Below are 19,443 nucleotides of genomic sequence, written 5' to 3' on the forward strand. Positions count from 1 at the left end.
ACTACTCGCGCGCTTTCGCCATCAGGTCGGCGCGCGGGTTCTCGGCCGGCTCCAGCTCGTGGAACCGCTCGAGAGCGGCGCGTGCCGCATCGTCCAGATGCGACGGGACGGCCACCTGAACCTCGGCGAGGAGGTCTCCGGTGCCCTTGGACGTCTCGACGCCGCGGCCCTTGACCCGCAGCACGCGGCCCGACGGGGTACCCGGCGCGACCCGGAGCTTCACCGGTTCTCCGCCGAGCGTGGGCACCTCGATCGTGGCGCCGAGCGCCGCTTCGGTGAAGGTCACCGGCACGGTCACCCGCAGGTTCAGCCCGTCGCGTGTGAAGACCGGATGCGGACGCACCGACACGCTCACGACGATGTCACCCGACTCCCCACCATCGGGCGAGCGCCGACCACGGCCACGCAAGCGGATCTTCTGCCCGTCGGCGACCCCCGCAGGGATCTTCACCTTGAACGGCTTGCCGTCTTCGCCCGCGAGGCTGATGGTCTCTCCCCGCACCGCGGTCTGGAAGTCGAGCGTTGTCCGTGCGGTGACGTCGGCGCCGCGTTGCGGTCCGCCGTTGCCTCGGAAGCCGCCGGTCGACTGGCCGAACCGGCCGGAGCCGAAGCCCCCGCCCTGCTGACCGAACATCGCGAACAGGTCGTCGAAATCGGCCTGCTGACCGCCCGGAGCGCCACGTCCCTGACCGAACCGGCTGAACACGTCCTCGAACCCGCCACCGGCCGATCCCGGCGCCTGGAAACGTGCATTGCCCGCACCCATCGCCCGGATCTGGTCGTACTCTTCGCGCTGTTCCTTGTCGGAGAGCACCGAGTAGGCCTCGCTGATCTCTTTGAACTTCGCTTCCTTTTTCGCATCGCCCTGCGTCTGGTCGGGGTGATACGTGCGCGCGAGCTTGCGGTAGGTCTTCTTCAACTCGGCATCGGTGATGTCTTTGCTGACGCCCAGCGTCTTGTAGAAATCCTTGTCGAACCAGTCTTGGCTGGCCATGTGATTCCTCCCGACTATTCGGCCGGAACGGCCACGACGACCTTCGCCGGACGCAGTTCGATCCCACCGAGCCGGTAACCCACTTCGACGACCTCGAGGATCGTCGCGGTCTCCACACCGGGTGTCGGTGCCTGGAAGATCGCTTCGTGTTGCTGCGGGTCGAACGCGTCACCCGCCGCGCCGTACGTCTCGACGCCCAGCTTCGCGACGACCGCGCGGAGCTTGTCCGCCATGACCGCGAGCGGTGAGCCCTCAGTCAGGTCACCGTGCTTGTCGGCGCGGTCGAGGTCATCGAGCACGGGCAGCAGACCCTTTGCAACCGAGCCCTTGGCGCGCTCGATCTCGACCTCGCGCTGCTCCTCTGTACGCCGCCGATAGTTGGCGTACTCGGCCTGCAGGCGCTTGAGGTCCAGCAACAGATCGCGGTCTTCTTCGGATGCGTCGGCCACGGCCGCTTCATCGGTCTGGGTCGCATCGAGGATGTCCTCGACCGTGAGCCCGTCGTCGCCGTTCGTCTCCCCCTGCGAGTCGGGGCCGGAAGCGTTCGCTTCCGACCCCTCATCACCGGGGACTTCGTTCTCGAAGTCCTTCGTCATGATCCGATTCTCTTACTTCTTCTCGTCTTCGTCGTCGACGACTTCCGCGTCGATCACGTCTTCGTCAGACGGGGCCGCGTCATCGGCGGGCTGCTCGGCACCGGCATCCGGAGCCTGCTCAGCCTGCGACGAGGCATAGATCGCTTCGCCGAGCTTGCCCTGCGACGCGTTGAGCTTGTCGAACGCGGTCTTCACGGCGTCGTCGTCCTCGCCCGCGAGCGCGGTCTTCAGTGCGTCGACGTCGGCCTGGACCTCGGTCTTCACGTCTTCGGGGAGCTTGTCCTCGTTGTCCTTGATCAGCTTGTCGATCGAGTAGGCGAGGGTCTCGGCCTGGTTGCGAACCTCGGCGGCTTCGCGACGCTTCTTGTCGTCGGCAGCGTGCTCCTCAGCCTCGCGCACCATGCGCTCGATGTCGTCCTTCGCCAGCGACGAACCGCCGGTGATGGTCATCGACTGCTCCTTGCCGGTGCCCTTGTCCTTCGCCGACACGTGGACGATGCCGTTCGCGTCGATGTCGAACGTGACCTCGACCTGGGGGATGCCGCGAGGCGCCGGCGCGATGCCGGTCAGCTCGAACGTGCCCAGCGGCTTGTTGTCGCGCGTGAAGTCACGCTCGCCCTGGAAGACCTGGATCGCGACCGACGGCTGGTTGTCGTCGGCGGTCGTGAAGGTCTCGCTCCGCTTGGTCGGGATGGCGGTGTTGCGCTCGATGAGCTTGGTCATGATGCCACCCTTGGTCTCGATGCCGAGGCTGAGGGGAGTGACGTCGATGAGCAGAACGTCCTTGCGCTCACCCTTGAGGACACCAGCCTGGAGGGCCGCGCCGACGGCGACGACCTCATCCGGGTTGACACCCTTGTTCGCGTCCTTGCCGGTCTCGCTCTTGACGAGCTCAGCGACGGCGGGCATACGCGTCGATCCACCGACGAGCACGATGTGGTCGATGTCGGCGACCTTGATGCCGGCCTCGCGGATGACGTCTGCGAACGGCTTCTTGGTGCGGTCGAGCAGGTCCTTGGTGAGGTCCTCGAACTTCGCCCGGGTCAGCGTCTCAGACAACGAGACGGGGCCGGAGTCGGTCAGCGACAGGTACGGGAGGTTGATCGAGGTCGACGTGGAGCTGGAGAGCTCCTTCTTCGCCTGCTCGGCAGCCTCCTTGAGGCGCTGCAGCGCGATCTTGTCGTTCGAGACGTCGACACCGGTCGTGTCCTTGAACTGCTTGATCAGGTAGTCGACGACTCGCTGGTCCCAGTCGTCGCCGCCGAGGCGGTTGTCGCCGGCGGTCGAGCGCACCTGGATGGTCGAGAAGTCGTCGTCCTTGCCCACTTCGAGCAGCGAGACGTCGAATGTGCCGCCACCGAGGTCGAAGACGAGGATGAGCTCGTCTTCCTTGCCGCGGTCCAGGCCGTAGGCGAGGGCTGCGGCGGTCGGCTCGTTGATGATGCGCAGGACGTTGAGGCCCGCGATCTCGCCGGCTTCCTTCGTGGCCTGACGCTCGGCGTCGTTGAAGTACGCGGGAACGGTGATGACGGCATCCGTCACGGAGTCGCCCAGGTACTCCTCGGCGTCGCGCTTCAGCTTCTGGAGGATGCGGGCCGAGATCTCCTGCGGCGTGTACTGCTTGCCGTCGATCGGCTGCGTCTTCCAGTCGGTGCCCATGTGACGCTTGACCGAGGTCAGCGTGCGGTCGACGTTGGTGACGGCCTGGCGCTTGGCGGTCTCGCCGACGAGCACCTCGCCGTCCTTCGTGAACGCGACCACCGAGGGGGTCGTGCGGAATCCTTCGGCATTGGCGATGACCTTCGGCTCGCCGCCCTCGAGGACAGAGACAACGGAGTTCGTCGTACCGAGGTCGATACCCACTGCACGTGCCATGTGTGTTTCCTTTCGTGAAACGGATCTGGAGAAGTCTTCGGACATTGAGTCGTGGTGACTCAAGTTCGTCCGAAATCCAAGATACGCACGTCGGGGTGCCGTGTCAAGTGAAGTTGATACGGCTCATATCAACTTTCCAGGATGCCGTCACGCGCGCCTCCGTTTCGTCTCGGTCGCTGCGCTCCCTCGCTCGACGACAGCACGCTTGCACCGCGTGGCTTGCCGAGGAGATGTCGCGACCCGAGGACCGGATGCGGCGAAGTGCTCCTCAAGAACTCACATCTCCTCAGGAAGCGTCCGCTGATCGCTCGAGGCAATCACCAGGCTCCCGCGCCCAAAGGGCAGCACTGGCGCCCGGTAGACGAGCACCCCGGTGTGCTCGGGCCGCAGCGTCACCTCCGCACGGCCGAAGTACCACAGGCGCGTGTAGAGATAGACGCCGACGACGACGGATTCCCCCGCGGGAACCTGCCACGTGCCGGCGCCCCACTGCACGGGCTGACCCCGGCCGGCGACCACGAGCGTCGGGCGGACGCCCGCGAACAGTGCCAGCCGGGGTTTGTGCAGACGGAGGTCGATCCGGCGGGTCGCCCCGGTGGGATCAGCCATCGCCGCCGCTGCCGACGTCAGTCGCGGGGGCGCTGGTTCGGACGCTCGACGCGCTTGGCCGACCGCTGGAACTTGTCGGGCTTGAGCTCGATCAGGCGTCCGCTGATGCGTGTGCCCTCGAGGCGCCGCAGCGTGTCGTGGGAAATGTCGGCGGGGAGCTCCACCAGGGAGAAGTCCGGACGGATCTGGATCGCGCCGAAGTCCTCACGACGGAAGCCGCCCTCGTTTGCGAGTGCGCCGACGATCTGGCGCGGCTCGACCTTGTGCCGACGTCCGACCTCGATACGGTACGTTGCGGTCGCTCCCCCGCCGGTTCGGCGGTCATCGCGACGCGGACGGTCATCACGGTCGCCGCGCTCGGCGCGATCGCGGTCGCGGGCATCGCGGTCTTCGCGGGCCGCGGCCTTGAGCGCGTCGGCATCCAACAGCAACGGCGTCTCGCCTTGCGCGACGACGGCCAGCGCCGCGGCAACATCCCCCTCGGGCACGTCGTGATGTTCGACGTAGTGGGCGATGATGTCGCGGAAGCGGTTGACGCGCTCGGTCTCGGCCAGCGCCGCGGTGATCGCGTCGTCGAAACGGGTGAGGCGAGTGGCATTGACGTCATCGACGCTCGGCAGCCGCATCTCGGTGAGGGGCTGGCGGGTGGCCTTTTCGATGGAGGTCAGCATGCGACGCTCACGCGGCGTGACGAAGCTGATCGCGTCGCCCGTCCGGCCCGCGCGACCGGTGCGGCCGATGCGGTGGACGTACGACTCGGTGTCGATGGGAAGGTCGAAATTCACGACGTGGCTGATGCGGTCGACATCCAGACCACGCGCGGCGACATCGGTCGCCACGAGGATGTCGAGCTTGCCCGCCTTGAGCTGATTGACGGTGCGCTCGCGCTTGTCCTGCGCGACGTCGCCGTTGATCGCGGCGGCCGTGTAGCCGCGGGCGCGGAGCTTCTCGGCGAGCGTCTCGGTCTCGTTCTTCGTGCGGGTGAAGACGATCATCCCCTCGAAGTTCTCGACTTCGAGGATGCGGGTGAGCGCATCGACTTTCTGCGGGTACGAGACCATCAGGTAGCGCTGTGTGATGTTCGTCGCGGTCGAGGTCTTCGACTTGACGTTGATCTCTTCCGGATCTTTCAGATACGTGCCTGCCAGACGGCGGATCTGCGCGGGCATGGTCGCAGAGAAGAGCGCGACCTGCTTCTCGACGGGGGTGTCGGCGAGAATCGTCTCGACATCCTCGGCGAAGCCCATCTTGAGCATTTCATCGGCCTCGTCAAGGACGAGGTACTTGAGCTCGGTGAGATCGAGCGTGCCCTTGGCGAGGTGGTCCATGATGCGGCCGGGGGTGCCGACGACGATGTGCACACCACGACGGAGAGCCGACAGCTGCTGCCCGTAGGCCTGTCCACCGTAGACCGGAAGCACGTGCACGCCGCGCAGGTGCGACGCATAGCTCTCGAACGCCTCGCACACCTGGAGCGCGAGCTCGCGCGTGGGGGCGAGCACGAGTGCCTGCGGGGTCTTCTGCGCCAAGTCGAGTCGCGAAAGGATCGGCAGCGCGAACGCGGCCGTCTTGCCGGTACCGGTCTGGGCCGTGCCGAGCACGTCCTTGCCCGCGAGCAGCGGCGGAATGGTGGCGGCCTGGATGGCCGAAGGCGTCTCATAGCCGACGTCCTTCAGTGCCTTGAGGACGGCGGGATCGAGCCCGAGGTCGGCGAAGCCGGTCGTTTCGGCCTCGGCGGAGTCGGGAGTGCTGTCAGATGCCATAGCACCACGGTACTGGTCCGACCCCCTCGGCACCGCTTCAGCGGCGAAACGCCCGCGCGCCTCTAGTCTGATGACGCGTCGCGACGTGGCGGCGCAGCCCCGGTACGTGTGCACCGGACGTTCACCGAAGGGACCTAGCGTGACGAACATGTCGCTGCCCGATCAACCCGCCCCCGACGCTCTCGCCGCTACCGGAGGCCGCGCCACCGTCACCCGCAGACCCAGCGTCCTGGCGTGGGCGCTGTGGGATTGGGGATCGGCCGCCTTCAACGCCGTCGTGACGACGTTCGTGTTCAGCACGTATCTGTCGAGCACGTACTTCATCGATCCCGAGATCGTGGCCGCAGCCGGCGATGACGAGAAGAACCCGGCCCTCGTGGCGGCGCAGGCCGGCAACGCCTCGTTCATCGGCGTCGCGCTGATGAACGCCGGCATCCTGATCGCCGTCCTCGCACCCGTCCTCGGACAGCGCTCGGACGGTTCCGGACGACGCAAGCTCTGGCTCGCGATCAACACGGGCGTCGTCGTGCTCTCGATGGCCGCGATGTTCTTCGTCGAAGGCTCCCCCGGCTACCTCGTGCTCGGCGCGACGCTGCTGGCCGTCGGCAACATCTTCTTCGAGTTCGCCGGTGTCAACTACAACGCGATGCTCGTGCAGGTCTCGACACGCGAGAATATGGGCCGCGTCTCGGGCTTCGGCTGGGGGATGGGGTACGTCGGCGGCATCGTGCTGCTCATCATCTTGCTCGTCGGCTTCATCGGACTCGTCACAAGCCCCGGCCCGCTCGGGATCACGACCGAGGGCGGCTTGCACATCCGCCTCGCTGTGCTCGCCTCGGCCGTCTGGTTCGGCGTCTTCGCGATCCCCGTGCTTCTCCGGGTGCCCGAGATCCCGGCCCGCGCACGGTCGAGCAGGGTCGGATTCTTCGCCTCCTACGGCGTCTTGTTCGGCACGCTCAAAAAGCTCTGGCACGGCAACCGCCAGGTGCTGATGTTCCTGCTGGCGAGCGCCGTCTTCCGCGACGGCCTGGCAGGGGTGTTCACGTTCGGCGCGATCATCGCCGCGCAGGTCTTCGGCTTCAGCTCGTCGCAGGTGCTCTATTTCGCCGTGGCCGCCAACGTCGTCGCCGGAATATCCACCATCATCGCCGGCCGCCTGGACGATCGCTTCGGGGCGAAGAACGTCATCGTCTTCTCGCTCATCGGGCTCGTCATCGCCGGCACAGTCGTGCTCTTCATCGGGACGGCGCCGATCGGCTTCTGGATCGTCGGACTCATCCTCTGCATGTTCGTCGGTCCGATCCAGTCGGCATCCCGCTCCTTCCTGGCGAGGATCACCCCGGCGGGTCGCGAGGGCGAGATCTTCGGCCTCTACGCCACCACCGGGCGCGCCGTGTCGTTCCTGGCACCCGGCCTGTTCGCCCTCTTTGTGGGACTTTCCGGCGACACGCGTCTCGGCATCCTCGGGATCGTGCTGGTGCTGCTCGCCGGCCTGCTCCTCATGCTCCCCGTGAAAGCGACGCAGGCGCAGATCGATTAACGGGGCAGGTGCTGCCGCATCCACCTGGCGATGCGACCACAGTCGACCCCCGACGCACGCGAGCCCGGGACGGAGCCCGAAGTCACGGGCGCATTTTGTCGCATCGAGGCGGCGGTAGCGACAGAATGCGCCCGTTTTCCCGCGCTCCCGCAGGAAGCGGCAGCGCGTACCGTGGAGGGATGGATGCCTGCGCCGCCCTCGCCGACGTCGTGTCGCGGATTGCCCAACGTGGCTATTCGGACGCGCGGTTCCTGCGCGAGGTCGGCCGCATCGGCGGGGTACGGCGCGGTCCGCTCTGGCTGACGGATGCCGCGTCGGGCGGCAGCAATCGCCTCCGCGGGCGAGGGTTCCGCCCGGCACTCGACGACGACACCGACGGCCAGTCACGCCACTTCGCGGGGACGGTCGCCGTCGCCGCACGCCTCGGCGGTCACCTCGCGCGCTGGCTCACGACGGCCGTGCTGCGCGACCCCCCGCACACGGCCGATGGCCGGCTGAGCGATGAGGCGATCGAGTTCGTGCGCAGCATCCGCTCGGGCGACCTCGCTCAGGCCGATGCGGCGGAGTGGATCCGGCGGCGACTCTGCGGACAGTGAGACGCGTCGCTCAACGCTGGGGCCACGCCTCGGCGAGCTTCGTCAGCAAGCGCACCAGCTCGGCACGCTCGGCGGTGCTGAAGTCCGCGAGTGCCTCGGAGAGGTGCTCGCGGCGCTGACCGCGGAAGCCGCGCGCGAACCGCGACCCCTCGTCGGTCAGTGCGACGCGCGTACGCCGGGCGTCGTCCGGATCGGCCTCGCGCCGCACGAGGCCGAGCTCGACCGACTGTTGAATGAGGCGCGATGCCCGGGGCTGATCGACGCCGATCGCCTCGCCGACTTCGCTCACCGAGAGCGGGTGGGATGCCGTGGCCAGCGCCTCGAGCAGCCGCATCCGCGCCGGCCCTCCGAAGCGCGCGCCCGCGGCCCACTCGGCACGCCCCCGCATTCCCGGTCCCCCGCCGTGCGCCCACGGACCGCGCTCGTGAGGCCCCCCGCGATGACTGTGTGGGCCGTCGGCCCGCGCAGTGAGGGCCACGGCAGCGGCGAGGGCTTCGGCCACGGGCGGGACGAGGGCCCGTGCCACCCGCGCGGCGAGCGCAGCCACCACGGACGCCACCGCGAGGGCGCCTACGAGCGTGGATTCGACGCCGGGTTCGCCCGGGGCGCCGAGCGCGGCGCCGTCTGATCCCCACGACCTGAACAACTCCTGCACTCATCCCGCCTCGGCCTCACCGCCGGGGCGGGATGTCGCGGTTCACACCGCCACGCGCGCGGCAACGGCAGGAGTCATGCAGGTCGAGCGCCCGACAGCTCAGCCGCCGAGGGAACCGGCCTCGGTCGCACCGACGTCGGTGCGGTGGAAGTTCTGTGACGAGCGGGATGCCGTGGGCCCGCGCTGGCCGTGGTACCGGTTGAGATACGGCCCCGTGCCGTAGGGGTTCTCCGCCGGCGACGACAGGCGGAAGAAGCACAGCTGCCCGATCTTCATGCCAGGCCAGAGCTTGATCGGCAGCGTCGCGACGTTGGAGAGCTCGAGGGTCACGTGACCCGAGAAGCCGGGGTCGATGAACCCGGCCGTGGAATGCGTGAGCAGGCCGAGCCGTCCGAGGGACGACTTCCCTTCGAGGCGCGCGGCGATGTCATCGGGCAGGGTGATCTGCTCGAACGTCGATCCCAGCACGAACTCTCCCGGGTGCAGGATGAACGGCTCGTCCGGTGCAACCTCGATGAGGTGCGTGAGGTCGGGCTGGTCCTCGGCCGGATCGATGAACGGATACTTGTGGTTGTCGAACAGCCGGAAGTACCGGTCGAGGCGCACGTCGACGCTGGATGGCTGCACCATCTCCGGGTTCCAGGGGTCCAGACCCACCCGTCCGGAGGAGATTTCGGTACGGATATCGCGATCGCTCAGCAGCACGCGGCCAGCCTACCCGGGGGCAGGCGCCTCGCTCGCGATAGGTTTCGATCGTGAACCCCGACTATTCAGGAGCAGCCGCCGGATTCGGCATCGGCTTCTTCATCATCGCCATCGTCATCTATCTCGCGATCCTCGCTCTCATGGTGTGGGTCAGCTATCTCATCATGCGCACGGCGGTGAAGAACGGGGTGAAGCTGGCCATGCAGGAGACGGGTCAGCAGTTCGGTCCTGCCGGCTACCGCCCGCCGGTACCGCCGCAGTCGTACCCGGGACCACCCGCGCGCTGAGCGGGCACAGCAACGGCGGGTGGATCGATGGACCCACCCGCCGTCGCCGTTCTCAGGTCACCGCGCGACGGTCACCGTGATCGGTGCGCTGGTGGTCGCGCCGGCCGCATTCGTGAACACGACCGTGTAGACGTGCTTGCCCACACTCGCACCGGTGATTGCGGCCGTGGCGCGCTGGGCGGCCGGGGTGCCCGCCGTGAGGTCGCCCGATACGATCTCGGTGCTGCCTTCGTAGAACGCGTAGGAGGTCGCGTTCGTCCCCCACCACAGGTCCGCGGTGAGCGTGAAGCCCCCGTCCCGGTCCCAGTTGTCGTGGCTGAGCGAGGGCTTGCCCGGGTTCGCGTCGCGAACCGTCACCGCGACCGGCTGAGTGACGGTCGTGCCCGATGAGTTCACGAGTTCGCCCGTGTAGACGTAGGTCCCGTTCGTCCGTCCGGCGATCGGCACCGAGGCAGCTTGCGCCGCCGGAGTCGCCGCGGTCAGGCGCTTCGTCGCGATCAGCGTGCCGTTCTCGTAGAGCTTCAACAGCGTGGCGTTCGTGCCCCACCACAGGTTCATGGTGATCGCGTAGTCGCCGTCCTGCAGCCCGGTGTCCCACCCGTTGTCGGACGACAGCACCCCACGACCGGGCGCGGCCTTCGAGCCGTCGCCCGGTTGCACCTCGACCGGTACGACGGGCTGCGACGTCGCCGACGTATCCGTGAAGCCGGGGGCGGATGCCGTGGCCCGCACCGCGATGGCCTTTCCGATATCGGCGGCACCGACTCGGAACGAGGCACCGGTGGCGCCCGCGATGTCAGCTCCGTCCCGCGTCCACTGGAACGCGATCGTCGCCGTGTCCGGGTCGGACGTGCCGGCCGCGGCGGTCAGCGTCTCACCCAGGAGGGCATCGCCGCTGATCGTCGGATCGGCGAGCGCTACCGAACGGCTCACCGTCACGGAGTAGGTCCGCACGGTCCCATCGGGCGCGGTCACCCGCACCGAGCCGGCGCCCCCGGCATCCGCGGGCTGGACGATGTCGACCCGCGCTGCGGAGTCGACCGCGACGGCAGCGAGCCGAGGCCACGCGCTGCCGACTCGCTCCACCGCGTACGACGTCGTGTCGGCCGAGAACCCGTCGACGGGCTCCGTGTCCAGTGACAGCCGCGCGAGGTCGGCGACACCGGCCGGCGACGGGGCGATCGCCAGGATCCGCACTTCCGAGACGATCATGTGCGTCGCCGGGTGCGCATCCATCACGACGCGCACCTGGTCGGCCTTCACGCCGCCGAGCGGCACCTCGACGATCGGCGCCGGACCGGTCGCAGCTGCCGTGACGGGGATCGTCGCGGTCGGTGTCCACGCGCCTGACCCGAGCCGCGTCTCGACCCGCAGCTGGCGTGCCCAGCTGTTGGTGCCGTCACGGTAGAAGTGCACGGCGACCGACCCGAGCGATGCCGGCTCGCGCAAGGCATAGGTCAGCGTGTCCTGCGCGTTCTTCGTTCCCGACCGCCAGTTCGACCAGCCCTTGTCGTCGAGGATGCCGTTCTTCGTCCGGTCGACGCTGTACGACGAGCTCTCGGTGAACGTTGCCGACGCGGTAGACGTCGGAGCGACATTCGCCTGGGTCGGCGCGGTCACGATGACCGAGAGGGTCGCCTCGAGACTCGGGGCGTCGGGCTGGTTGGATGCCGCACTACCCGGCACGACGACCACACCCGGCGCGGTGAAATCGGCGTCGGAGAGCTCGCTCCAGTCCCACGTGACCGACGCGGGGAACCGGTTCTCGCTCGAACCGATCCGGCTGGGCACCGTGGCGGGGGCGGCGGCTTGCACCGCGGCGAGCGAGGCACCCGCATACGTCGTCAGCGACACCGGGTCGGTGCCGGCGAAGCCGCCGACCTCGACCGTCGCCGTGGCCTCGAAGGAAGAGCCGAAGAGGTCGGTGCCGGAGCCCGCCACCGTGACCGATCCCGGGCTGCTCCAATCAGCGCCGTCGGTGTTCCACACCACGGCCGCCGTGCGCTCGACGCCGCCGCGGTAGACGAGCGTCACCTGCGCCGGCAGCTGCGGCGGGGTGCCGACGATCGTGCTGGAGGTGATGGGCCGGACGCCCGTCACCTCGGTGTCGGCGAGGGTCCAGCGCTGGTTGGTGCCGTTGTTCGACGTCCAGGTTCCGACGGTCGTGCCGTCGGCGGTCCCCTGACCGTTGACGTCGAGCACACGCTCGGCGGAGACGCTCACGAGGGAGAACGTGCGGCCATCGGTCGACGACGGAATCCACTGCAGTCGCGATTCGGCGGCCGCTTGCTCCCTCGACGCGGTGACGAGGGCCGTCGAGGTGCCGGATACCGCCAGATACTGGCCGTTGCCGTTGACGAGCGCGACGCGCTCACGGTTGGTGCCATCGCCCGAGAGCGTCTGGACGGTCCAGGCCTGCGCTTTCGCCGCATCCGTCGTCGTCGCCGCCGAGCGGATCGTGACGTTCGTGTCGCCGCTCAGAGCGCGGCCGCTCTGGACGCCGACGAGCTGGTAGCTGTGGCCATCCTCGAACTGGGGAGCGTCGACCGCGACGCCGCTGACACCGGAGATGACGAGCGTGGTCACGGACTGCGCCGGGACGGTGACGACCGCGCTCTGGGTGGCAGCATCCACCGACACCGGCTGACCGGCTACGAGGCCGTTCGCCGTGACGTCGGACGCGGGCGACTCCGTCGTAACGATCGGCGTGACGGTGGCGCCGGGAGCGATCGCGGCGAACTTCGAGAGGTCGACGGTCACCGCGCGCTCGCTCGTGCTCGAGTTCACGTGCACGATTGTGGCCGCGTCGCCCGCGGACGACAGTGCCGCCGTGCTCTGTGTGTCGTTCGTCGGAATGAGGCGGTCACCCGGACGGATGTAGTGCGTGAAGTTGCGCACCGTGTTGTATTTCGCGTTCGTCAGAACCTGGCACGACGGGTCGGCGTCGCCATCCGCGAGCCGGCGCTCCGAGTTGCCCTCGGCGTTGCAATCGAAGTCGACGAAGATGCTGCCCCAGTTGAGGTTTTCGACCTTCTCCATGTTGTAGAGGTCCTCGACGGGCTGCCAGAACACCCAGGCGCTCGGCTCGAGCTCGCGCAGGTCGTCGACGATGCGGCCGGCCATGCCGAGGCCGTTCTCGATGTTCACCTGGTTGAAGCCGTCCGGGTCCCAGTTGCCTTCGACCTCGCTCATCCACAGGGGCTTGTCGGATGCCTTCGCGATATCGCGCACGACGAGCCGGTCGCCGGTGCCATACGTGTGCACGTTGAGCTGGTCGACCTCGCTCTTCGCGGCGGCGGACCAGCCGTTCCAGTTGGTCGTGAAGATCGACGGGTTCGTCTCGTCCATCGCCGAGATCGCGACGTCGGTCGTGGTGCCCTCCGAGGCGAGTTCTTCGGCGAGGACCTTGATCATGGCGTCCTGCCGCGACGGGCCGATGTGCGCGCCCTCCTGCCGGCTCGCCGACGTCGGCCAGCCGTTCGCGCCGAGCCGCGTCGACCAGTAGTTGGTGTTCGGCTCGTTGAACGGGTCGAGGGTCTTGAAGTCGATGTCGTGCTCGGCCTCGATGTACTCGACGACGGTCGTGAGGTAGGTCGCGAAGTCTTCCATGTCGGCGACGGCGAGCTGCTCGGAGGTCGCATTGTTGATGCCACCCGAGACGAAGCCGCTCTCGGTGAGGAAGTACGGCGGGGAGTTGCTGAACGCCTCCCAGGTCGTGATGCGATCGCGAAGGGCGTCGATCCACCAGCGCTGGGTCTCGTCGGCCGTGAAGTCGTAACTGGCCGGGTCATCGGCATCCCACGCCGCCGCGTACCGGTCGCGGTCGGCGTAGGTCGCCGTGATCTCACCCTGCGCGTCGGTCGCGTCGAGATCGGGGTTCCACCATCCCTCGACGGCGCCGCCGGGTCGGAGGTAGGACGGCACGTCGGTCGCATTGCCGCCGCCGATGTTGTAGCGCGCGATGTTGAGGCGCAGCCCGTCGTCGCCGAAGACCTTGTCGAAGAGGTCCTGCCGGACATCCTCCGGGTAATTGCCCGTCGCGTTGGCGAACCAGACGAGGCTCGTGCCCCATCCTTCGAAGGGCTCGCCCGCGTACGCCGGGTTCGGCGTGATGGTGAGGGGCGTCGGCGCCGCGACGGCGGCGGGTGCCGCAAGGGCGAGGCCTCCTGCGACGAGCGTTCCGATGGTCAGTGCCGCGAGCGCGCGCTGTGACTTCATTGTCTTGGACCTTTTCTCGCCGCGACAACGCGGCTACGAGAGGGGGTGGAGGGAGCATGTTTACGTCAACATGCCCTTGCTGAGTGAGGTTAGCCGCACATGAGCCCGCTCGGCAAGAGGCTCTTGAGGATCTGACCCTGACACGTGTCGTACGGCGACCGCGGGCAGACACGGTAAGCTGGGCGGACGCCTTCGGGCGTTCCGGGGATGTAGTTCAATGGCAGAACTTCAGCTTCCCAAGCTGATAGCGCGGGTTCGATTCCCGTCATCCCCTCCACAAAACCCTGGAATTCCGGGCGTTGTCACGCCATAGCGCACCACCGAGCGCCATACACATGTGTATAGCCATGTGTATACCTCGGAAGGTAGCGTTCGATCATGCCGAAGTCGCGCGAGCACGGCCAAGGGGCCCTTTACTGGGACCCCTCGAAGAAGCTGTGGCGCGCCGTCATCGACGTGGGGTTCGACCCTCGCACGGGAAAGCGACTCCAGGTCGCCCGGATGGCGAAGTCGAAGGAAGCTGCCGTCAAAAAGCTCAACGCCATCCTTCGAGAGCGAGAGACACTTGGACGGGTCCTCGATCGATCCACGCGAGTCTCGGATCTCGCTGACCGGTGGATTGCCGACGTCTCGACGCGCGCCAAGCCCCGAACTCTCGCGAACTACCGATCCAATGTGCGGTCAAAAATCGTGCCTGTTCTCGGTCGTCGAATGATCGGCGAGCTGACACCGGCCGACGTTCGCCGTCTCCACAATGCGATTCGACAGACCGGGGTCGGCGATGCCGCGATAGGCAGCGCGCACCGGACACTCGTCACGATGCTGGAGTATGCGCGGGCTGAGCGCCTCCTCACAGAGAACGTCGCGACCCTTACGCCTCCCCGGCGGGCGCAAGCCGGCAAGAAGCGAGACTCGCTTTCACGCGAAGACGCGCGGGCACTCCTCCGTCTGCAAGACCCGCGGTGGACGATGGGATTGCTCACCGGGATACGCAGCGGCGAAGCGCGCGCGCTTCGTTGGAGTGATCTCGACCTCGAGGCTTCCACTGCCCTTCTCTCTTGGTCTTTAACCGAGGCGGACTTCGCTCATGGCTGCGGTGGCAGGTGCGGTAAGAAGCGCGCTGGCAGCTGCGCCGACCGCCAAATCGTCATCTCCGATGAGCTTGAATGGCTACCCCTGCAGGATCGACACGTACTCGTCCGCCCCAAGAACGACAGACCACGCCAGATCCCGTTGACGGAGAATGTGGTCAGCCAGCTTCATACCCTTCGGGAGAGCGACACCTTCCCCAACCCGCACGACCTGCTCTGGCATCGCGACGACGGATCACCTCAGACCAACGTCGACGACAACAACCATCTCCGATCTTCGCTACTTGCAGCGGGGGTCGACCAACCCAGTGCCACGACACACTGGCTTCGCCACTCGTATGTCACGCTGTCCGAACATGCCGGGATCGCCTGGGCTGCGTTCGCGGGCGTCAGCGGCCACAGCAGCACCGAGGCGTCTGATCCCTACCGCCATGTACTCACCAGAGAGGGCCGTCGCGCCGTCGAGGAACTCGCCAAGTGGGTAGAGGAATAGTGGATGCCGATGCGGATCTGGCACTGACGCCTGAAAATCGTGAGGTTACGGGATCGACGCCCGTCGGAGCCACTGGCCCATCTTCAGGCTTCTGCTGGAGGAGGGCCTCTCATTCTGCCTGGTTAGAGGCTACAACCGCTCTCCCGTCACGCAACCCGAATGAGACGAAACGCCTAGATCGGATGTCACCGGCGACGGCCCGACAGGCGTCTGGGCCGGTCTGGGCCGGCTGTTAGTTCAATTCGAGTTTGATTGCGTCGACTGGCGACAACACGTCGGCCAGACTCGCCCTTCGGACTCAGCCTTGCGCGCGCACAGATCGTCGTCCCGCCTGGCGCTGTCAGGCAGTTACACGCTAGCTGCCGCGCCGGGAGGAAACTTGGGCAAATTGTCGGCGACGGTCGAATCTGACGCATTAGCGACGGCTTGTATTCCAGTAGTCATCGCAACGGAGGGTGATTCTCGGAGGCTAGCAGGGCCGCGAAGAGCTCCGCTGGTGTGCGGTCCCCAAGGGTAATCCGAGGTCGGCGGTTGAGTTCGCTCTCGACGCGCGCGAGGTCGCGTGGGCTGTGTACGGCGAGGTTTGTGGACTTCGGGAAGTACTGGCGTAGCAGTGGAGTGGTCCCCGAAAGCTGGACACCGTTTCTAAGTGCCCAATTTCGGAGGAGCAGATCCATGTACTCGGGAAGCACATTGAATCCGTCGGAGGCCGTGTCGGCCGTCGAGTTGTTCGAGGAGGGATTCACGGCCAGGTCGGTGGCGCTGTCGCTTGGCCTCGCCCAGAACCCTGTCCAAATGTTGTACCAGCGGTGGCAAATACGAGGATCGGGTGCGCTGGTGACGAGAGACCGCAGGGAGTATGCCTTCGAGACCAAGCTCGAGGTCGTGCTGCGCCATGTTGAGGGCGTGTCGGGACGCGTTCTCGCCGAAGAGTACGACCTTCCCTCTCCCAGCACCGTCGGCAACTGGACGACTATCTATCGTCGCGACGGCGTCGACGTGTTGCGTCCGAAACGGCGTGGCCGGCCGCCGACCGATCGCTCGAATCCACCCCCTGATGACGAGATGGAGGCGCTCCGCAAGGAGAACGAGTGGCTGCGCGCGGAGGTCGCGTACCTGGGAAAATTGCGAGCCTTGAGATCACCGGAACGACGCTGAAAGTTCGAGCGATCGAAGATCTCAAGGCGCACTACCCGCTGCGTCTCCTGCTGCAGATCGCGGAGCTTCCCCGGTCAACGTTCTACGACCACCGGAACCGGCTCAAGCGGGCTGACCGGCATGCGGAGCTCAAGGAAGCCATCGGCCAGGCCTATGCGGATGGGAGAGGCTCGTACGGGCACCAGCGTGTCCTCGCCATCCTGCTCCGACAGGGCTGGCGGGTGTCGAAGAAGACGGTGCTCAAGCTGATGCGCGCGCTCGGATTGCAGTGTCCGGTGCGACGCCGCAAGCGGTATAACTCCTTCCGCGGGGAGCTTGGCGAGGCCGCCGAGAACGTGCTGAACCGCCAATTCGCCACCGAGGCCCGGCACACCAAGTGGGCCACTGACGTCACCGAGTTCAGAGTCGGCAACGCCAAGGTCTACCTCTCGCCGACCCTCGACCTCTTCGACAACCGGATCGTCTCCGCAACAGCCGGGGCATCGCCGAGCGTCAAGATGGTCACGGACGGCCTGCGCACCGCGATCGACCGCCTCGAACCTGGCGAGAAGCCGCTCGTGCACTCCGATCAAGGGTTTCAGTACCGTCACGCCCTCTGGCAGAACACGCTGAGTGAGGCAGGGCTCACCCAGTCAATGTCTCGCAAGGGCACGTGCCTGGACAACGCCGCGATGGAAGGGTTCTTCAGCCACCTCAAGGAGGAATGGTTCCGCGTGCAGCAGCCCGAAACGCTCGAAGATTTTCACGCGGGCCTAGCCGGATACCTGCAGTGGTGGAACACGACCCGCATCCAACAGCGCCTCGGCTAACTCAGCCCTGACGAACACCGCGCGCAGATCCACGCGGCGAACCAGTAGTGCTCAATTCCTCAGTCCAGCTTTCGGGGACCACTCCAGCAGTCCATTGGTGTTCTCGTTGCTGCCGCGTTGCCAGGGGCTGGCGGCGTCGCAGAAGTAGATCCTCGTGCCCGTCGCCTGTGTGATGTCGAGATGGCGCGCCATCTCCGTTCCCTGATCCCACGGCACCGACCGCCGCAACGGAGGTGGCAGTTCATTGAGTGTCCTGACCAGAGCAGTGAGAAGCTCGGTAGAGCTGTGTGCCGGCAGGTGCAGCAGCTTCACCTAGCGCGTCTGTCGTTCTACGAGCGTGCCGATCGCGGAACGGTTGTGTGGGCCGACGATGAGGTCCCCTTCCCAATGCCCCGCGACCGATCTGTCGGTGGGCTCGAAGCCGCGGTCGTGCACGGAGAGCATGGGTTGCGCGAACCGGCGGCCAGCACGGATCTGGCGACTGTGACCACGGCGATGATCACGCCCCGTTCGCAGCGGTGACGGCGCCGGCTTACGGATGATCCCGGATCCCGGCCGGTAAACCGCCTGATCGTCTCCGTCGCCACCCGCCGTCCCGAGTCATCTGGGCGTGCGAGGCGCAGAGCTCTGGCGATCTGCTGCGGACTCCACCGCTGTTTCAGCCTGTCGAGCACGAACGAGTGCAGCGCGGGGTCGGAGGCCAGCTTCAGCGGTCGAACCCGCCGCCGCCGGGTCGCGGCGGCGGAATGAGCTTGGACCCATGCCGCGGCGAGCGAGGTCCGCGATCTGGACCCGCTCGTCCTCGGACAGGAACCTCGCTGAGATGATGCGAAGGGAGAGGGGCTCAAGCGGCGGCACGAATTTGACCGTGCCATCCTTTCGCCGCGCCATCGAGCCGTTCTTCCAGGTGTTGCCCGACGACCTCGAGATCCCCAACTTCCGACACGCACCGCGCACCGCGCACCGACCAACCCTGCGCAAGCAGCTCTAAGAACTGCCGCCGCTTCTCCGACATCGGCCGACGACCCGGCCCCTTTCGAACCCGACGAGACGACATACGAGAACTCCTTTCAAACGGTTCCCGTTGCGATGGTCACTGGAAACCACCCCGTCGTATTGGCCTCATTTTCGACCCGTCGTCGACACAAATTTGTCCGAGATCCGCTTCACGCTTCGACGGGAGACAACCCGCACGCCTGGGAGGGAGAAGCCGCGCACTCAGCAATAAACAGGGCAGTCAGATCACGCCTACCGCGGGCCGCATCCAACTGACACCATTCCGCGCATCGCGCATTCCCTACTTGTATTCTCGGATGATCTTCTCCAGCGAATGGATTGTCGTGTCTGCTGCTGTCAAACGTCCGGCCGAGCGCGAACGTTGGTCATCCACTCGGTTCGTCCTTCTGGCTTTCTCGTTCAACGCGTTGTGTCTGGTGGTGCTGCTGGCGAATCTGCTCACCGGCAACGCCTGGTGGAAGGTTGCTGTGCTGATCGCTGTCGTTTGCCTGTTTCTCGGGGGATTGGCGGGCTTCCTGGCCAGACGGCTGCGGCTCAAAGAGCGATAGAAGCGCACCCAGGCCCCAGGCGCGGTCCCTGTATCGGGGTGGCCATTTTGGCTGCGACTATCTGACCCAGCAGGAGTGGACTGTGCCGGTCGTTGCCTGGGCGACAGTCGGAATGGTCTCGAGGAACGCTCGCGTTACCGTCTCCGACGCGGAGTACTCCACGACTCGCCAACCCAAGACGCCGAAGTCTTCGTCGAGGGCTTTGATGGCGCAAGCGAAGGCTGTGTTCGTGGGTGGGGTGACTTGGAACGACACGGTGACAGTGCGTGCGTCGACCAGCTCGAAACCGGTCTCGTCATATCCGACATCGTCAGCGGAGTTCGAGACGGTCAACCATGAGAGCGCCACGACTGCCGCGGCAGCCGCAACCGTGAGGATGATCCACCTCGCGCGGCGGCGGGCGGGGTGCGAAGCGCGGCCGTAGCGTTCGTCGAGCTGATCCTTTGTTGTCATGCGGCACCTCCTGCGCGGATCTCGATAGATCCTTCC

18 protein-coding genes, 1 tRNA gene and 1 pseudogene are annotated in these 19,443 nt (G+C 66.7%); 9 read left to right on the top strand and 11 right to left on the bottom strand.

The genetic code is table 11. The features are described from left to right. Position 1: 1 nt before the first annotated feature. The 5 genes from Q0653_RS05760 to Q0653_RS05780 form a co-directional block, all read right to left on the bottom strand. Positions 2-994, bottom strand: coding sequence for a DnaJ C-terminal domain-containing protein (locus Q0653_RS05760; RefSeq protein WP_298943386.1), 993 nt, complete (start codon positions 992-994; stop codon positions 2-4). A gap of 14 nt (positions 995-1,008) precedes the next feature. Further along, positions 1,009-1,593 carry a nucleotide exchange factor GrpE gene (locus Q0653_RS05765; protein ID WP_298741231.1) on the bottom strand — a complete coding sequence of 195 codons (585 nt, stop codon included), beginning with the start codon at positions 1,591-1,593 and terminating at the stop codon, positions 1,009-1,011. Between the two features lie 9 nt (positions 1,594-1,602). Further along, on the bottom strand, positions 1,603-3,465 hold the full coding sequence (gene dnaK, locus Q0653_RS05770; RefSeq protein ID WP_298943388.1) for a molecular chaperone DnaK: 1,863 nt from the start codon (positions 3,463-3,465) through the stop codon (positions 1,603-1,605). A 276-nt stretch (positions 3,466-3,741) separates the two neighbouring features. Continuing rightward, entirely contained in the window at positions 3,742-4,074 is a 333-nt protein-coding gene (locus tag Q0653_RS05775) for a hypothetical protein (protein ID WP_298943390.1), read from the bottom strand. Positions 4,075-4,091: 17 nt separating this feature from the next. Continuing rightward, positions 4,092-5,837: a DEAD/DEAH box helicase gene (locus Q0653_RS05780; protein ID WP_298943392.1), complete on the bottom strand. Its 1,746-nt coding sequence runs from the start codon at positions 5,835-5,837 to the stop codon at positions 4,092-4,094. A gap of 148 nt (positions 5,838-5,985) precedes the next feature. Between Q0653_RS05780 and Q0653_RS05785 the strand changes: the two genes are divergently transcribed. Next, complete coding sequence (locus tag Q0653_RS05785) at positions 5,986-7,377, top strand: MFS transporter (protein ID WP_298943394.1); 1,392 nt, start codon at positions 5,986-5,988, stop codon at positions 7,375-7,377. Positions 7,378-7,556: 179 nt separating this feature from the next. Then, the gene (locus Q0653_RS05790; protein ID WP_298943396.1) at positions 7,557-7,973 is read left to right on the top strand and encodes a hypothetical protein; all 417 of its coding nucleotides are present in this window, start codon (positions 7,557-7,559) and stop codon (positions 7,971-7,973) included. 10 nt (positions 7,974-7,983) lie between these two features. On the opposite strand, the gene Q0653_RS05795 is transcribed toward Q0653_RS05790, so the two are convergent. Next, positions 7,984-8,628 carry a MarR family winged helix-turn-helix transcriptional regulator gene (locus Q0653_RS05795; protein ID WP_298943399.1) on the bottom strand — a complete coding sequence of 215 codons (645 nt, stop codon included), beginning with the start codon at positions 8,626-8,628 and terminating at the stop codon, positions 7,984-7,986. Between the two features lie 99 nt (positions 8,629-8,727). Then, on the bottom strand, positions 8,728-9,333 hold the full coding sequence (gene dcd / locus Q0653_RS05800) for a dCTP deaminase (RefSeq protein ID WP_298740889.1): 606 nt from the start codon (positions 9,331-9,333) through the stop codon (positions 8,728-8,730). A 50-nt stretch (positions 9,334-9,383) separates the two neighbouring features. Here dcd and Q0653_RS05805 point away from each other — a divergent pair, with 50 nt between their 5' ends. Then, positions 9,384-9,620, top strand: a complete 237-nt coding sequence (locus Q0653_RS05805; protein ID WP_298740891.1) for a hypothetical protein — start codon at positions 9,384-9,386, stop codon at positions 9,618-9,620. Positions 9,621-9,677: 57 nt separating this feature from the next. On the opposite strand, the gene Q0653_RS05810 is transcribed toward Q0653_RS05805, so the two are convergent. Further along, the gene (locus tag Q0653_RS05810) at positions 9,678-13,838 is read right to left on the bottom strand and encodes a glycoside hydrolase (RefSeq protein WP_298943402.1); all 4,161 of its coding nucleotides are present in this window, start codon (positions 13,836-13,838) and stop codon (positions 9,678-9,680) included. Positions 13,839-14,041: 203 nt separating this feature from the next. Between Q0653_RS05810 and Q0653_RS05815 the strand changes: the two genes are divergently transcribed. Both Q0653_RS05815 and Q0653_RS05820 read left to right on the top strand, forming a co-directional pair. Continuing rightward, positions 14,042-14,115 (top strand) — tRNA-Gly (locus tag Q0653_RS05815). A gap of 101 nt (positions 14,116-14,216) precedes the next feature. Then, positions 14,217-15,422, top strand: coding sequence for a site-specific integrase (locus tag Q0653_RS05820; RefSeq protein WP_298943404.1), 1,206 nt, complete (start codon positions 14,217-14,219; stop codon positions 15,420-15,422). A 440-nt stretch (positions 15,423-15,862) separates the two neighbouring features. Here Q0653_RS05820 and Q0653_RS05825 read toward each other — a convergent pair. After that, positions 15,863-16,036, bottom strand: a pseudogene (locus Q0653_RS05825) (IS30 family transposase); the annotation flags it as partial. 97 nt (positions 16,037-16,133) lie between these two features. Between Q0653_RS05825 and Q0653_RS05830 the strand changes: the two are divergent. After that, positions 16,134-16,580: a helix-turn-helix domain-containing protein gene (locus Q0653_RS05830; RefSeq protein ID WP_298943406.1), complete on the top strand. Its 447-nt coding sequence runs from the start codon at positions 16,134-16,136 to the stop codon at positions 16,578-16,580. After that, a complete protein-coding gene (locus Q0653_RS05835; RefSeq protein WP_298740899.1) occupies positions 16,514-17,389 on the top strand; it encodes an IS3 family transposase in 876 nt (291 codons plus the stop codon). Before Q0653_RS05830 ends, Q0653_RS05835 begins: the two co-directional genes overlap by 67 nt. Before the next feature lie 51 nt (positions 17,390-17,440). On the opposite strand, the gene Q0653_RS05840 is transcribed toward Q0653_RS05835, so the two are convergent. Next, positions 17,441-17,701 carry an IS30 family transposase gene (locus tag Q0653_RS05840; RefSeq protein ID WP_298740901.1) on the bottom strand — a complete coding sequence of 87 codons (261 nt, stop codon included), beginning with the start codon at positions 17,699-17,701 and terminating at the stop codon, positions 17,441-17,443. 556 nt (positions 17,702-18,257) lie between these two features. Here Q0653_RS05840 and Q0653_RS05845 point away from each other — a divergent pair. Further along, positions 18,258-18,380, top strand: coding sequence for a hypothetical protein (locus Q0653_RS05845; RefSeq protein ID WP_298943409.1), 123 nt, complete (start codon positions 18,258-18,260; stop codon positions 18,378-18,380). 322 nt (positions 18,381-18,702) lie between these two features. Beyond that, on the top strand, positions 18,703-18,954 hold the full coding sequence (locus tag Q0653_RS05850) for a hypothetical protein (RefSeq protein WP_298740903.1): 252 nt from the start codon (positions 18,703-18,705) through the stop codon (positions 18,952-18,954). A 57-nt stretch (positions 18,955-19,011) separates the two neighbouring features. Here the strand turns inward: Q0653_RS05850 and Q0653_RS05855 are convergent, their stop codons facing one another. Then, the gene (locus Q0653_RS05855; protein WP_298740905.1) at positions 19,012-19,407 is read right to left on the bottom strand and encodes a DUF4307 domain-containing protein; all 396 of its coding nucleotides are present in this window, start codon (positions 19,405-19,407) and stop codon (positions 19,012-19,014) included. Positions 19,408-19,443 lie beyond the last annotated feature (36 nt).

Source organism: uncultured Microbacterium sp., assembly GCF_947488465.1.
Classification (GTDB): Bacteria; Actinomycetota; Actinomycetes; order Actinomycetales; family Microbacteriaceae; genus Microbacterium.

Excerpts from the sequence above, each read along its gene's own strand:
- Q0653_RS05760 (WP_298943386.1), bottom strand. The coding sequence starts at position 994 with ATGGCCAGCCAAGACTGGTTCGACAAGGATTTCTACAAGACGCTGGGC.
- dnaK (WP_298943388.1), bottom strand. The coding sequence starts at position 3,465 with ATGGCACGTGCAGTGGGTATCGACCTCGGTACGACGAACTCCGTTGTC.
- Q0653_RS05775 (WP_298943390.1), bottom strand. The coding sequence starts at position 4,074 with ATGGCTGATCCCACCGGGGCGACCCGCCGGATCGACCTCCGTCTGCAC.
- Q0653_RS05780 (WP_298943392.1), bottom strand. The coding sequence starts at position 5,837 with ATGGCATCTGACAGCACTCCCGACTCCGCCGAGGCCGAAACGACCGGC.
- Q0653_RS05785 (WP_298943394.1), top strand. The coding sequence starts at position 5,986 with ATGTCGCTGCCCGATCAACCCGCCCCCGACGCTCTCGCCGCTACCGGA.
- Q0653_RS05790 (WP_298943396.1), top strand. The coding sequence starts at position 7,557 with ATGGATGCCTGCGCCGCCCTCGCCGACGTCGTGTCGCGGATTGCCCAA.
- Q0653_RS05810 (WP_298943402.1), bottom strand. The coding sequence starts at position 13,838 with ATGAAGTCACAGCGCGCGCTCGCGGCACTGACCATCGGAACGCTCGTC.
- Q0653_RS05820 (WP_298943404.1), top strand. The coding sequence starts at position 14,217 with ATGCCGAAGTCGCGCGAGCACGGCCAAGGGGCCCTTTACTGGGACCCC.
- Q0653_RS05850 (WP_298740903.1), top strand. The coding sequence starts at position 18,703 with ATGATCTTCTCCAGCGAATGGATTGTCGTGTCTGCTGCTGTCAAACGT.
- Q0653_RS05855 (WP_298740905.1), bottom strand. The coding sequence starts at position 19,407 with ATGACAACAAAGGATCAGCTCGACGAACGCTACGGCCGCGCTTCGCAC.